At 65.2% G+C, this 12047-nt stretch carries 14 protein-coding genes; 5 read left to right on the top strand and 9 right to left on the bottom strand.

Annotated features, from left to right (window positions below; all coding sequences use genetic code 11):
* Positions 1-5 precede the first annotated feature (5 nt).
* Positions 6-1469 (bottom strand): aminotransferase-like domain-containing protein, encoded by a 1464-nt coding sequence (locus N5B55_RS02610; protein ID WP_154206426.1) that lies wholly within the window; start codon positions 1467-1469, stop codon positions 6-8.
* A gap of 205 nt (positions 1470-1674) precedes the next feature.
* Here N5B55_RS02610 and N5B55_RS02605 point away from each other — a divergent pair, with 205 nt between their 5' ends.
* Entirely contained in the window at positions 1675-2016 is a 342-nt protein-coding gene (locus tag N5B55_RS02605; protein ID WP_304539042.1) for a hypothetical protein, read from the top strand.
* An 18-nt stretch (positions 2017-2034) separates the two neighbouring features.
* Here the strand turns inward: N5B55_RS02605 and N5B55_RS02600 are convergent, their stop codons facing one another.
* Both N5B55_RS02600 and N5B55_RS02595 read right to left on the bottom strand, forming a co-directional pair.
* Positions 2035-2238 carry a hypothetical protein gene (locus N5B55_RS02600; RefSeq protein WP_065856879.1) on the bottom strand — a complete coding sequence of 68 codons (204 nt, stop codon included), beginning with the start codon at positions 2236-2238 and terminating at the stop codon, positions 2035-2037.
* The gene (locus N5B55_RS02595) at positions 2235-2540 is read right to left on the bottom strand and encodes a hypothetical protein (protein WP_304539041.1); all 306 of its coding nucleotides are present in this window, start codon (positions 2538-2540) and stop codon (positions 2235-2237) included. The genes N5B55_RS02600 and N5B55_RS02595 overlap by 4 nt, the downstream gene beginning before the upstream one ends.
* 172 nt (positions 2541-2712) lie before the next feature.
* On the opposite strand from N5B55_RS02595, the gene N5B55_RS02590 reads away from it, so the two are divergent.
* Together N5B55_RS02590 and N5B55_RS02585 are read left to right on the top strand one after the other, a co-directional pair.
* The gene (locus N5B55_RS02590) at positions 2713-3300 is read left to right on the top strand and encodes a hypothetical protein (protein ID WP_012761287.1); all 588 of its coding nucleotides are present in this window, start codon (positions 2713-2715) and stop codon (positions 3298-3300) included.
* Positions 3301-3437: 137 nt separating this feature from the next.
* Positions 3438-4073 carry a hypothetical protein gene (locus tag N5B55_RS02585; RefSeq protein WP_304539039.1) on the top strand — a complete coding sequence of 212 codons (636 nt, stop codon included), beginning with the start codon at positions 3438-3440 and terminating at the stop codon, positions 4071-4073.
* A 54-nt stretch (positions 4074-4127) separates the two neighbouring features.
* On the opposite strand, the gene N5B55_RS02580 is transcribed toward N5B55_RS02585, so the two are convergent.
* The 3 genes from N5B55_RS02580 to N5B55_RS02570 form a co-directional block, all read right to left on the bottom strand.
* Positions 4128-6311 carry a TonB-dependent receptor gene (locus N5B55_RS02580; RefSeq protein WP_304539038.1) on the bottom strand — a complete coding sequence of 728 codons (2184 nt, stop codon included), beginning with the start codon at positions 6309-6311 and terminating at the stop codon, positions 4128-4130.
* A gap of 87 nt (positions 6312-6398) precedes the next feature.
* Complete coding sequence (locus N5B55_RS02575; RefSeq protein ID WP_049779081.1) at positions 6399-6776, bottom strand: hypothetical protein; 378 nt, start codon at positions 6774-6776, stop codon at positions 6399-6401.
* Between the two features lie 142 nt (positions 6777-6918).
* Positions 6919-7905, bottom strand: a complete 987-nt coding sequence (locus tag N5B55_RS02570) for a DUF6685 family protein (RefSeq protein ID WP_304539036.1) — start codon at positions 7903-7905, stop codon at positions 6919-6921.
* A gap of 232 nt (positions 7906-8137) precedes the next feature.
* On the opposite strand from N5B55_RS02570, the gene N5B55_RS02565 reads away from it, so the two are divergent.
* A complete protein-coding gene (locus N5B55_RS02565; protein WP_304539035.1) occupies positions 8138-8311 on the top strand; it encodes a hypothetical protein in 174 nt (57 codons plus the stop codon).
* A 27-nt stretch (positions 8312-8338) separates the two neighbouring features.
* Here the strand turns inward: N5B55_RS02565 and N5B55_RS02560 are convergent, their stop codons facing one another.
* Complete coding sequence (locus N5B55_RS02560) at positions 8339-9553, bottom strand: HD-GYP domain-containing protein (protein WP_065856867.1); 1215 nt, start codon at positions 9551-9553, stop codon at positions 8339-8341.
* A 343-nt stretch (positions 9554-9896) separates the two neighbouring features.
* Between N5B55_RS02560 and N5B55_RS02555 the strand changes: the two genes are divergently transcribed.
* Positions 9897-10238 (top strand): hypothetical protein, encoded by a 342-nt coding sequence (locus tag N5B55_RS02555; protein WP_065856865.1) that lies wholly within the window; start codon positions 9897-9899, stop codon positions 10236-10238.
* A 74-nt stretch (positions 10239-10312) separates the two neighbouring features.
* Here the strand turns inward: N5B55_RS02555 and N5B55_RS02550 are convergent, their stop codons facing one another.
* Together N5B55_RS02550 and N5B55_RS02545 are read right to left on the bottom strand one after the other, a co-directional pair.
* Positions 10313-10828 carry a MarR family winged helix-turn-helix transcriptional regulator gene (locus N5B55_RS02550; protein ID WP_065856862.1) on the bottom strand — a complete coding sequence of 172 codons (516 nt, stop codon included), beginning with the start codon at positions 10826-10828 and terminating at the stop codon, positions 10313-10315.
* 73 nt (positions 10829-10901) lie between these two features.
* Positions 10902-12035: an ABC transporter substrate-binding protein gene (locus N5B55_RS02545; protein WP_304539034.1), complete on the bottom strand. Its 1134-nt coding sequence runs from the start codon at positions 12033-12035 to the stop codon at positions 10902-10904.
* Positions 12036-12047 lie beyond the last annotated feature (12 nt).

The following is a 12047-nucleotide window of genomic DNA, read 5'->3' as shown; positions in this document are numbered from 1 at the left end:
ATGCGTCAGCGCTCGGCCAGTTGCTGCGTGAGCTGGCCGAGCGTGGCAAGCGCAGCTTCGAGGTTGGCCGAAGGTTCCAGCCCGAAGCAGATGCGGAAGAAATGATCGAAGCGGTTCAGGTTCGAGAACATCGTGCCCGGCGCAATCCGGATGCCCTGGGCCAGCGCCGCATCGAACAGTTCCATTGACGACACGTTGGCTGGCAGCTCGACCCACATCGCCAACCCGCCTGACGGCACCGACAACCGCGTGCCCGCGGGGAAGCATCCCGCAATCGATTCAGCCATGCGCTCGCGCTGTTCGCGCAACGTCTGGCGCAGCGTACGCAGGTGACGGTCGTACGCACCCGACGCGATGAAGCGCCCCGCCAGCACCTGCGACCACGAATCGTTCGGCCGCGACTGCGCAAACTTCAGCATCTGCACGCGCCCCTGCCAGCGGCCGGCCGCCATCCAGCCCAGGCGCAGGCCGGGTGCCAGCACCTTGCTCAACGACGCGCAATAGATGACGTTGCCCGTGCGGTCCCACGCTTTGAGAGCCTTGAGCGGCGTGGGGCTGTCGCCAAGGGCGCTATACGTATCGTCTTCAATGAGGGCGATGCGGTGGGCGTCGCAAAAGGCGGCCATCCGGCGCTTGGCGGCGTCAGGCATGATACTGCCGAGCGGATTCTGCAGATTGGGCACCACCACCACGGCGCGAATGTTGCCGTAGGCCTGCACCGCCATCTCCAGCGCCTCGAGCGACATACCGGTGCGCGGGCTGGTAGGAATTTCCACCGCGCGCATGCCCAGGCTTTCCAGCACCTGCAGCAGCCCGTAATAAGTTGGTGATTCCACTGCCACGGTATCGCCCGGTTGGGCCACCGCGCGCAATGCGAGGTTCACCGCCTCGATGCAGCCATGAGTGACGATCACGTCGTCCGGCGCGACCTGCACGCCCATGTCGAGCGCACGGCGCGCCACGGCGGTCTGCAACTCGGGATGGCCGTTCGGGATGACAGCCTGCGTCAACAGGAGCGGATACCGCCGCAGCACCTGCGACGCAATCCGGTTGAGTGCCGCCGCCGGGTACAACGCGGCCGCCCCACTCGCTCCCGACAGGTCGACATGCACCGTGGCCTGCTGGCCGCGCGCCACGATGGCGGACACGCGCGCATGCACGCCCACGTAAGCCGCCGGATCGGGCGTCGAAACTTCTGGCTCCTTGACCGGAGCCAGCAAGGCGCGCCGCGGCTGACGCACAAAGTAGCCGGAGCGCTCCCGTGCTTCCAACCAACCTTCCGTCTCCAGATGCCGGCACACCTGCAGCGCCGTCGACAGACTCACGGCGTGCGTGCGCATCAGCATGCGCACCGACGGCATGCGCTCGCCCGGCGCCAGCACCCCGCTGCGAATCGCGCCGAGGTAATGGTCGGCAAGCGTCCGGTACAGCGGCTGCGCGGGCGGGGAGGTCAACTCGGTGACGGACATGGCGGCGGAGGGCGACGACAGGCGGCGGGTAGAGTCCAGCACATCATGCCGGTACGACCGCGACCGCAACAGATACAGACAGCGGCAAACTGTACCGTAACAGATGGTCACAACACCTCGGGTGTTGCGGCCCACGTCGCCCCGCTCTGTGTCTGTTGGCGGCCCGGCGTGTTCCCTACGCTGCAGCCATGTTCAGGAGATCGACATGACTGCGATGACATCCGCACACGAACCGCAATGGTTGGCGCTTTGCCCCGGACAAGCCGGCCTGCACTGGCTGCCCGTTGGAACCACGCTCGTGACTTTGGAAGGCAGCTTGCGGCTGGAGCCACCATCGCGCTCGGTAGCAGCCGCGCGGTACACCCTCGGCGCTGGCCACGCGTACGTTGTGGAAACGTCCGGGTGGTGGCGTCTGCGTGCCGATGGGCGCACCGGCGCGCACCTGCGCATCGTCGCCGGTGCTGCCCGCACACCACGCCCGATGTGGTCAGCGATGTGGCGTTGGCTGGCAAACATCATTCAGCCGCGCCAGCCCTCGCGCGGCTGAAATGACGATGCTGAGCGGCTAGCGCCGCCGGTCTGGCTTGGCTGGCGGCGCTGCGGGGCGTTCCCCGTCGCCCGCGCGGATCGAAGCGTTTTCGAAGTCGCCCGGGTCCTCTTCGCCTACGCCGCTCTCGCTTGGGATGGCCGGCGCGACGGGTTTGGCGGTGGCGTCACTCGAAGGCGCTTTGGCTTTGTTGTCATCACGGGGTGTATGGGTACCGCTCATGGCTGTTTCCGGCTGTTCTGGTGCTGCCCCAGGCGCTGCTGGTTTTGCGGCAGTTGCCCCTCTTGAGCAGCGGCACGGCCGTCTTCAGCGGGCGTCGGCGTCGGGCGCTTGGCAGACTGATCGGTGCCGTGCTGCATCGAAGTGCGCTCGGCGCGGTCGGATTCTGTGCTGCCCTTGGCGCCAGCCCCTTCCTTCTGCGCTTGATCGCGGCGATCGCCCTTCTTACTTTCACTCGTTCGTTTCCCCGCGCTTCCTCCCGCCTGTGCAGCGGGCTTGTGCGGTTGCTGTGCGTGTTGCTTCATCGTCAGCCTCCTGGTCTCGGTTGCGGGCGGCTTGCCCGCGGCAAAGTGGGTCGCAACGAGCGTGCCGCCCAAACAGTGCGCTGCCGGACGCCGCTTGCGCCGCGCGCAGGTATCTGGCTTGCTGCGTTGGCTGTGTCGCGCCTTGGCGCACAAGCACGCATGGAGAATCCACATGGCAACCAGCAATCTGTATCGCACCGGCGAGGCACCTGCACAAACCGGCAAGGGTCACGGCACCGACGCCCTCGGCCCCTCCGACAGTTCGGACTCGGGCAGTGACGTGGTCGGCGGCCCGGGTCTGGGCAGCGACGTCGAAGATCGCTTTGACGACGATCCCGCCGTCCATCCGCATGGCAATGCAGCCAACCGCACGGCTGGCGCGGACCTTGGCGACGTCAATCTCGACAGCGACACCGATTCCACCGGCACGGGCGAGCGGCGCGCAGCGGGGCACGAACCGGTGATACGCGAGGGCGGCGACTTAATGCCCGACACCATACGGGACCTGAATGACCCGGAAGTCGATACCCCCATCGACGACGAGAACTTCGAGCACGCCACAGGCCTGGCCGGAGAAAACGACGACGCAGACGCCCCCGACGCCGTCGAGCTGGACGATGCGCCGATCGACCCGCAACCCGGCAGCCGCGATTTGCCGGTGCAATCGCCCACCGGAGGCGGCACGGATGGGGCCGACAACATGCGCCGCAGCCGCCCGACGTACAAGGGCAAGCGCGTGCCGGGTCAGCATCGCGGTTGAGCCGGGCGGGATGACCGCGGGCCGCCCTGCACGCCAGCGCGGTCCGGTCTAGACTGGCGGCGGACCAGCGCTTCGCAAACGCGCATGCACGCTGGCCCGCCGCGCCCACGTCTGGGTGAATCTCACGTGCCTGCCCTATGACCCGTCTACGCTCCTTTGCCCGTACTGCTGCCGCTGTCGCCCTTCTGACTGCGGCCCTTCCCCTCCCCGCTTCCGCACAAAGCACCGCCGCCGCGCCCACGCGTGTGCGGGCCACCATCAATGCGGTTCACAGCACCACTGTCGACGTGACCGACACGTCCGGCAACAAGGCCACCGTGACGCTGCCGGTGGACATCAGCGTCACGCAGGTTGCGCCGATCGAGCCGTCGGCCATTCGGGCCGGCAGCTACATCGGCACGGCAGCGGTCAAGGAGCCGGACGGCACGCTGCGTGCGCTGGAGGTACACGTGTTTCCGGAAGCCATGCGCGGCACCGGAGACGGCCACCGCCCCTACGATCTGGGGCCGAACAGCAGCATGACCAACGGCACGGTCGAGCAGGCAGGCGCCGTCACCGGGGCGCAGGGCCGCACGCTGTCTGTCAAATACAAGGATGGAGAGCAGCGCATCGTGGTGCCGCCGCAGGTGCCGATCGTCACCTTCGAGCCGGGCCGCCGCGACGACTTGAAGGCGGGCGCGCATGTCGTCATGTTCGTACGCGCCGATGCGCAGGGCACGCTGGTCGCGCAACGCGTGTTGGTCGGCAAGGACGGGATGGTCCCGCCGATGTAATGACGATGTAATGGATGCAACATCGGGCCAGCCACATGTGCTGGCCCGATTTGCTTAGAACGGCTTGCTGACCGACAACAGGAACGTACGGCGCGGCGCAAACTGCGGCGCCCCCACGCCGATGCCCGTGCCGTCGCGCAACTGGTAGCTGCGGTCGAAGATGTTCAGCACGGTCAGCCGCGTCTTGAACTTGCCCAGCGTCGGCAGGGTGAAGTCGCGGGCGGCGCCCAGGTTCATCTGCCAGTAGGCAGGCAGGTGGTCGGTATTGGCGAAGCCGTTGCGCAGTCCCGTACCAAACAGCACATCGCTCGAATAGGTCGTGCCGGAATACCGATACGACACGCCCGCCGACGCGGTCAGGCGCTGATCGTGATCGAGGTTGACCCAATGGTTGTTGATGTAGGCCAGCTCGTCCGCATCGAAGTGGAACTGGCCGGTCTCGATGCCCTTGCCCTGCGCGCGCGACACGGCCAGGTTCAGATACGCCCCGAAGTTGCCGTTGCGGTAGTTGGCGCTGCCTTCCAGCCCGTAGATGCGGCCACGCTCGTAGTTGAAGGCGGAGTACAGCAGCGCGTTGCCAAACTGCCCTTCATCCTGCAAATGGCGCACGTCGCGGTAATACGCATCCAGGCCCAGCGTCAGATGCGGCGTGAGCTGGTGGGAAATCCCCAGATCAAAGTAGTTCGAGCGCTCCGACTTGACGGCCGTGTTCGCATCCGAAGGCAGCGCGTTGGTCGTGCCGGCAAAGGCTTGCACCGAGGTGTTGTCGAACTTCTCCGTGGGCGGCGGCGTGAAGTAACGCGCGTAACCGGCATGCACGCGGGTGCGCGACGTCAGGTCATACGTCAAGCCCAGGCGCGGGCTCAGCTGCTGCTCGCTGACGACGGTGTTGACGCGGTCGTAGCGTGCGCCGTAGTTGACGGTGAGCCTGTCGGTGGGCTTCCACTCGTCCTGCAGGTAGACGCCGAAGGTTGTCCCGCTGCCGCTGTGGTTGTCGACGATGGTGAACGGCGTGGTGCTGGTCTGCGCGCCGGAGTCGTCGGCGGCAAACACGCTGGAGGTGTTGTTGGCCACATAGCGCTCGCGCTGCACGAACACGCCGGCACGCAGCGTGTGCTTGTCGGTCAGCTTGTAGCTTGCGTCGCCCTGCACACCATAGGCCTCATTGCGGCGCATGATGTCGGCCGCCACGCCGTTGTAGACCAGATCCCCGATCGGGTCGGGCATGTAGTCGATGCGGCTGACACGGCGGAACACCGACACCTGGTAGTCCAGCTTGGGCGATACCTTCTGCTGATACGTCAGGATCTGGAAGTCAGTCTTCTCGCGCTGATTGGCGTTGAGCGCTTCCGACGCCGGCGGCACTGCGCCATCAAGCGTGAACTTCGGCGTCAAGCCCGGGCGCGTCGGGATCTGGAAGCGGCCGTTCGACGTGCCGAACATGAAGCTTACGCGGCTATCGCTATCGAGCAGGTACGACAGCATGCCGAACGACTTGTTTTGCGTGGTGTGGTCGTGCGTGGCGTTGCGGTTGCCCGTCGGGTTCTCAATGCCCATGTTGTTTTCGGCAAACACGCCTGACAGGTAATAGCTGAAGCGGTCTTTCGTGCCCTGGATCTGCGCATTGACCTCGTGCGTGGCATTGCTGCCCAGCACCGTGCCGATCTCGCCGCCAAAGGCCTTCGGCTCGCCATCCTCGTCGGCCGATGCGCCTTTGGTGGTGATGTCGACGATGCCGGCGGTGCGGTAGCCGTACTGCGCTGGCAGCGCACCGGTCAGCACGTTGATCTGGTTGGCGAAGCGCGTATCGAGCATCTGCCCGAAACCGCTGATCGGCTCAGGCACGATCACGCCATTGATGCGGTACTGAAGGTTCGAATGGTCTCCGCGCACGTGCAGTTGCCCGTACGAATCCTGCACCACGCCCGGCGCCTGCAGCAGCACCTGGTTGAGCGGCGTGGCATCGCCCAGCGGCAGGCGGGCGATGTCATCGGTGTCGAACTTGTAGACGGAGCTGCCGGTGTCCGGCGACAGCGCATTGCGTGCGGCGTCCAGGCGCTTGGCCGTGACGCGGGTTTCGCTGAGGTCGCGCACGTTGGTGGCGGGTGCCGTCGTGGCGGGCGTGGAAGGCGCGGCGGCCGGCGGTGTGGCCTCCTGAGCCAGGGCGGAAACCGAGGCGACGGACGGCAGGACGGCGGCAAGCGCCATCACCAGCTTGCGGGGCTGGAAGGGAATCATGAAAAAACCTTTGAATCGAGCGGATGCGTTAAACAGCGGCACGCGCATGCGTCACTACAACGCGCGCGCCGACGGGCAAGGCAGGAATCAAAGGCGGATTGGAGGATCGCGCGAACACACGGCGACCGGAAACACCGGCGCGCCCGCATGAAAACCGATGTGCGGAAAGTGCCAGCGGCGCGTATGTGCCAGCCGCAGCGCCACCAGCATCGGCAAGGCAGCCGCCAAGGCGGCATAGGCCGCGCACTGCAGGCACGCGGCGTGTTCCTGCGCGGGCTGACTGCGCTCGGCACTGGCCGGCTTGGCCGTGGCAGCGGCATTGAACGCGACGCCGGTCGCTTCGCTGAATTCACTCCAATGCGAGAGCGCATGCCGCAGCGCGCCCTGCTGACCGAACAGCAGGAACACGGTCAGCAGGCAAGCCAGCCAACGCGGATGGAGGAAGGATGAGCGGAAGGAACGCAAGGTCGGGCGCAGATGCGGGCGCGCAGTGTCACCGACATGCGCGCCTCAATGCAACTAAGTTGCGAATTCTGACACCACCTGTCTGATTCAGCAATCCGTCAGGTGGTGGGGCAGAACAGCCTCTGAGCCTAGCGCCCCAGTATTACAAGCGCGTGTGCGCAAAGCCCGGCATGAGACGCGTCGGCACGCCAAGGCTCGGCACCGGCACGCGCTTCCAGTTCGGGCGCGTCTTGCGGGCGGCCTCGGCGCGTTGCGCGGGGGCACCCAGCTCCGTGGCATCGTGCAGGCTTGCCAGCCACGCGCCGTAGTCGAACCAGCCGTCGCGCACGAGCTGTTCGCCCACGCAATTGGCAAAGCGATCCGATTTGGGCAGGAAGCACAGTTCAAAGCCTTCGGCCTCGCGACGGCCATGCATCCAGCGATGCGGTACCTGGTGGCTGGCCAGCGCTTCCGACAAACGGGTGCCGTAGCGCTGCTGCCCTTGCCGCCGCGCGCCGATCACATGGAAGCTGTCAAGCAACCGGCGCAGCCCCAGCGCAGAACGCGCATGACGCACCTCGGCATCGACCAGCAGCTCACGGTTCTGCGTGCGAGCCTGCAACGCCAGCGCCGCGAAATGGTGTGCGCCCCACTCGTTCATGTAGAACAGCTCGCCGCCGGCAAAGTCGTAGGCGCGGAACACGTTGGCCTGATCTGCGTAGCGGAAGACGTGGCGCCGGTTGGCGGCAAAATCCGCGTCCGTGCTATGCGGAATGCGGCGGCAATGCTGATGCGCAAACACCAGCATGCTCGGAAACGAATGCACCGAGCACGGCGACTGCGCCAGCCCCGTCACGGCGCGAATGTCGATCTTGCAATGCTCACGGCGCACGCCCACAAGCTGGCTCAGATGGTGATGCAGCTCGTCCACCCATTCGGCATGCGCCAGATGCTTGGGAAACAGTTGGTGCGCGGGTTCGGCAAGGCCGCCCTCGAACAGGAACGGCACGCTCTTGTGCCAAATATCGAGTTTCCAGTGCGACAGCGCATCGCTGGGCGTGCGATGGTGTGCAACCGATTGCGTGACATTGAAGGCGCGCGACTGGATGACCCAGTTCGACGCCGCATGCAGCAGATTGGAAACGTTCATGTCACCCCCCGGAAGACTGAATCGTTTGTTTGCGGGTTGCCGACATCGCTCTGAATGTGTGGCGAATGTTCAGCAATGTAAAAACCAACGACTCAAAAGTACCCCACTTTAGAGGGGTGTGCCATGAAGTTTGTTGAAGTCCGTGTTAAGAAACATACACATAAACCGTAGGGGCTTGCCAGGCGCGCGACATGCTGGAAGAGAGGCATCCGCAGATCAGGAGGAAACCGCAATGTCCGCTCAACCAGGTCATTCCGAAACCGATACGACGCAGCCACCCGCCGACACGGGACACCCGAAGACCACGCCTGCGCCGGACAAGCGCAAGCCCGGCGGCCCACAGGTGCCCCGCGACACGCACCCCGATCCCGCCGAGCAGAAAGAGCCCCCCGTGGAAGACTACTGACGCCCTCCAGCCCCGAGAGCCGGCGCCTCAGACCAGGCACATGTCGGACACTTCCTCGTCCGACAAACCCCACGTGGTGGCGTCTTCCACGGTCACGATGGAATCGTCGGATTTACCCAGGCTGATGCGCTCGGGGCGCACGCGCGTCTTGGTGTTGCCCGAATAGAAGACGACCACGTCCGGCTTCAGCGCAGACGCTTCGTTCTGGTGGACCACCACGCCCAACCGGTTGGTGCGCAGTTTGACCAGCGTGCCGACCGGGTAGATGCCCACGCTGCGCGTAAAGGCCTGGAAGACGGTGCGATCGAATTGCGTGTCGGTGCGCGCCATCATGTATTTCAGGGCCTGCGCCGGGGACCACGCATGGTGATAGGGGCTGCTCGACGTGAGGGTGTCGTACACGTCGCAAATCGCGCCCATCTTGGCCCACAGGCTGATGCCGTCGGCCTTCTGGGCGTCGGGATAGCCGCTGCCGTCAATGCGCTCGTGGTGGTGCAGGCAGATCTCGCGTGCAATCTCGCTGAACTGTCCGGTGCCCTGCAGCAGGTGATGGCCGCCCACGGCGTGCGTCTGCAGCAGCGCCAGTTCGTCCTTGGTCAGCGCCGTGCTCTTGTCGAGCAGCGTGCGCGGCATGGCCGATTTGCCGATGTCATGCACCAGCCCGCCCAGCCCGCATTCGCGGATCTCGTCTTCGGGCAAGCCCAGCGTCTTGGCCAGCGCCACCATCAGCGCGCACACGGCAAACGAATGCAGGTAGGTGTAGTCGTCCTTGTTCTTCAGGCGCGCCAGGGCGATCAGCGCGTAAGAGTTGCGTGCCAGCGAGTTCGATACGTCGTCCACCAGAAGCAGCGCCTTTTCGGTTTCCAGCGCACGGCCCATGCGCGCCTCCGAAAACATGTGGCCAAGCGTCGCCTTGCCGTTCTGCATCAGCTGCTGGGCGTGCTTCCACTCTTCCTTGAGCGACGTCGGCGTGATCGGCGGTCGCGCAGCCACGGTCTCGCGCGTGAGCGGCTCGGGTGCGGGCGCCGGAGCCGGTGCCGGCATCAGCGTCTCGGACATGACATCTTCGCCGCGCTCGGGGTCGATCCAGATCTCGGTGATACCCGCTTTGCGGATGTCGTCGATCTGGCCCTGGTGCGACAACTGGAATTGCGCACGCCAGAACGGGTGCTTCAGCCAGGACCCGCCCAGCTTCATCACAAACATGCCGACACGCAATTGGCTCGCATCGATTCGCTTCATACCCTGCCTACCTCGGCTCGAAGTCCGGTTTTTTCATTGAATTAGGGGAGCGGCGTGCCAGCCGACACTGGCTCGTATTTCGCAGTCCAGGCGCTTCAAGCTGGTGGATGCTCTGGTCCTCCAGCACGCCAAACCGCGCTTGGCTTATCGGCAGCCCTACGCAAAACTTGAGGTGGATATGGGTTGGGCGGCGCGCGGCATACCGCAGCCGCGGCAAGCAAACACCGGAAAACCGGCTGTGGCAGCGGCCGAATCAAACAGGTGACGCGTCAAGACCCTCGCCGGGCGGGCTGGCGGCCCGGCGCGGGAGGGGTACACTAGCCCTCAAGGATGCGCATCCGATATGACTCAAGATCCCGTCTCTCAACGCAAGCAGCATAACTCCGATGACTTCGCACTCAACCGCGATGCCATCCGGTGGCTCGCGTCCCTGCCCGACCCGGTGCGGCCGATCGAACTCGGCCGGAAGTTTCCGCGCATCATCAACACCATTGCCGCCAAATGGGCCGATTTCATCGGCTGCCGGCGCTACCTGAACAGCCTGCAGATTGACGACCGGGGCGGCCGCCAGGGATTTCCGTTCGAGATCGTCCAGGAAATCTGCACGCTGCGCGAATACTTCGATTCGCTGTATCCGCCCGACAAGGACCTCTGGCAAAAGGCCATCGACGCGAACAAGCGCTGAAGCACTCGCAGCCCGCACCAAAGCCAGGCGGCCCACTGTCGGGCCGCTTGTCGTTTGCATGCGCCCGCTGCAGTTCAGGATGCGGAACCCGACCCCGATGCCAGCTTGTTGAGCAACGCCAGCAGCGTCTGCCGCTCATCCGTCGAAAGATGCGCCGTCACGCGGGCGTCGTGCGCGGTGACGGCCCGGGTGATTTCGTCGAGGGTGGTCGCCCCCTTGGCGGTCAGCACAAGCCGGAATGCGCGCTTGTCCTTGGGCGAGGGCTGGCGCTCGACCATACCCATGTCTTCGAGCGTATCGACCAGCAGCACCGCACCGGAACGCGCGACGCCCAGGATGTTGGCCAGCTCCGTCAGCTTGAGGTTTGGGTTGTGCGCGATCACGGTCATGGCCGAGAAGCGCGGGGGCGTGATGTTCCACGCCTGCAGGGAACGCACGAAATCTTCGTAGATGTGCAGCTGCGCCCGGCGCACCGCATAGCCAACGAGGCCGTCAAGCGCGCCATACTCCACGTCCGCCAGATGCGGGTTGAAGTGCCCCGAAGGGGCCACAGCGGGGTACAGGTCGTCAGCTTTGGGGGTGCGCGGCATGGCGGTGTCGATGGTGAAAGACCCCTGGATTATCGTCGGCGACGCGCCCGCCGGCCATGCACGCGCGTGCGTTTCAGTTCAACAATTTCCATTTGCCGTGGTCGATGGTCAGCAATACGCGACCACGCGCATCAAAGCCAAAGTGATCCGTGGACGTGTAGTTGAGCACGCCATGTGAAACAACAATGTCGCGCTCCGATTCCAGCGCATTCTTCAGCGCCTGGCGGAACTCCGACGTGCCCGGCTTGGCCTTCTTGAGCGCCACCGGCACGATGCGCTGGAGCACCTGCAGCGCATCCCACGTATGGGCGCCGAACTGCGTGCGGGTGTCGGGGCCGTTGGCTTTCTCATAGCGCGTCACGTATTCGAGCGCCGTCTTCTTGCTCGGGTGACTGTCGGGCAATTGCTCCGCCACGATCACCGGGCCGGCCGGCAGGATGGCCCCGTCGACCGCTTTGCCGCCGATGCGGATCAAGTCTTTCGTGGCCGCACCATGCGTCTGGTAGATCGGGCCCGCATAACCACGATCGCGCAATGAGGTGTGCGGCAGCGCTGCGCCGGTGCCCGCGCCGGCCACCAGGACCGCATCGGGCTTGATGCTGACCAGCTTGGCGACCTGCCCCGTCACGCTGGTGTCTGCGCGGGCATAGCGTTCGACGTCGACGATCTTGATGCCGTGCGGCGTGGCTGCAGCGGTGAAGTCTTTGAGCCAGCTCTCGCCGTACGCGTCCGAAAAGCCGATGAAACCGACGTTCTTGACGCCGGACGCGGCCATGCGCGTAGCGATTGCCTCGGCCATGAGGGAGATCGGCTGCGCAAGCCGATAGGTCCAATCGCCCTTGCCCGGCTTCAGCTCGACGGGCGCCAACGCCAGTTGCGGCGTGTGCGATTCGGTGGCGACTTCGGCAATCGCAATCGACGGTGCCACGGCCGACGACCCAACGATGATGTCGGCGTGGTCTTCGGTGACAAGCTTGCGCGCCAGGCGCGTGCCGGTGCTCGGATCGGAGGCGTCATCCACCACCACAAGGCGCAGTTTTTCCCCGCCGATGGCATCCGGATAGAACGCCAGCGAATTCTTCTGCGTGATGCCGAGCGACGCCGACGGCCCTGTGGTCGACAGGCTGACCCCAACGACGATGTCGGCATGAGCGGCGGTGGCAAGCAACAGCGCAGCGGCGGCGCAGATGGTGCGGCGGATGGTCATCGGTCCCCTCTT

The sequence above is a fragment of the Ralstonia pickettii genome, from assembly GCF_030582395.1.
Classification (GTDB): Bacteria; Pseudomonadota; Gammaproteobacteria; order Burkholderiales; family Burkholderiaceae; genus Ralstonia; species Ralstonia pickettii_D.
The sequence above is the reverse complement of the archived record's forward strand: the minus strand, read 5'-3'. Positions and strand labels throughout refer to the sequence as shown.

What these genes read in the sequence shown, in the direction of transcription:
- N5B55_RS02610 (WP_154206426.1), bottom strand. Translation starts at nt 1,469, where the DNA reads ATGTCCGTCACCGAGTTGACCTCCCCGCCCGCGCAGCCGCTGTACCGG.
- N5B55_RS02605 (WP_304539042.1), top strand. Translation starts at nt 1,675, where the DNA reads ATGACTGCGATGACATCCGCACACGAACCGCAATGGTTGGCGCTTTGC.
- N5B55_RS02600 (WP_065856879.1), bottom strand. Translation starts at nt 2,238, where the DNA reads ATGAGCGGTACCCATACACCCCGTGATGACAACAAAGCCAAAGCGCCT.
- N5B55_RS02595 (WP_304539041.1), bottom strand. Translation starts at nt 2,540, where the DNA reads ATGAAGCAACACGCACAGCAACCGCACAAGCCCGCTGCACAGGCGGGA.
- N5B55_RS02590 (WP_012761287.1), top strand. Translation starts at nt 2,713, where the DNA reads ATGGCAACCAGCAATCTGTATCGCACCGGCGAGGCACCTGCACAAACC.
- N5B55_RS02585 (WP_304539039.1), top strand. Translation starts at nt 3,438, where the DNA reads ATGACCCGTCTACGCTCCTTTGCCCGTACTGCTGCCGCTGTCGCCCTT.
- N5B55_RS02580 (WP_304539038.1), bottom strand. Translation starts at nt 6,311, where the DNA reads ATGATTCCCTTCCAGCCCCGCAAGCTGGTGATGGCGCTTGCCGCCGTC.
- N5B55_RS02570 (WP_304539036.1), bottom strand. Translation starts at nt 7,905, where the DNA reads ATGAACGTTTCCAATCTGCTGCATGCGGCGTCGAACTGGGTCATCCAG.
- N5B55_RS02565 (WP_304539035.1), top strand. Translation starts at nt 8,138, where the DNA reads ATGTCCGCTCAACCAGGTCATTCCGAAACCGATACGACGCAGCCACCC.
- N5B55_RS02560 (WP_065856867.1), bottom strand. Translation starts at nt 9,553, where the DNA reads ATGAAGCGAATCGATGCGAGCCAATTGCGTGTCGGCATGTTTGTGATG.
- N5B55_RS02555 (WP_065856865.1), top strand. Translation starts at nt 9,897, where the DNA reads ATGACTCAAGATCCCGTCTCTCAACGCAAGCAGCATAACTCCGATGAC.
- N5B55_RS02550 (WP_065856862.1), bottom strand. Translation starts at nt 10,828, where the DNA reads ATGCCGCGCACCCCCAAAGCTGACGACCTGTACCCCGCTGTGGCCCCT.
- N5B55_RS02545 (WP_304539034.1), bottom strand. Translation starts at nt 12,035, where the DNA reads ATGACCATCCGCCGCACCATCTGCGCCGCCGCTGCGCTGTTGCTTGCC.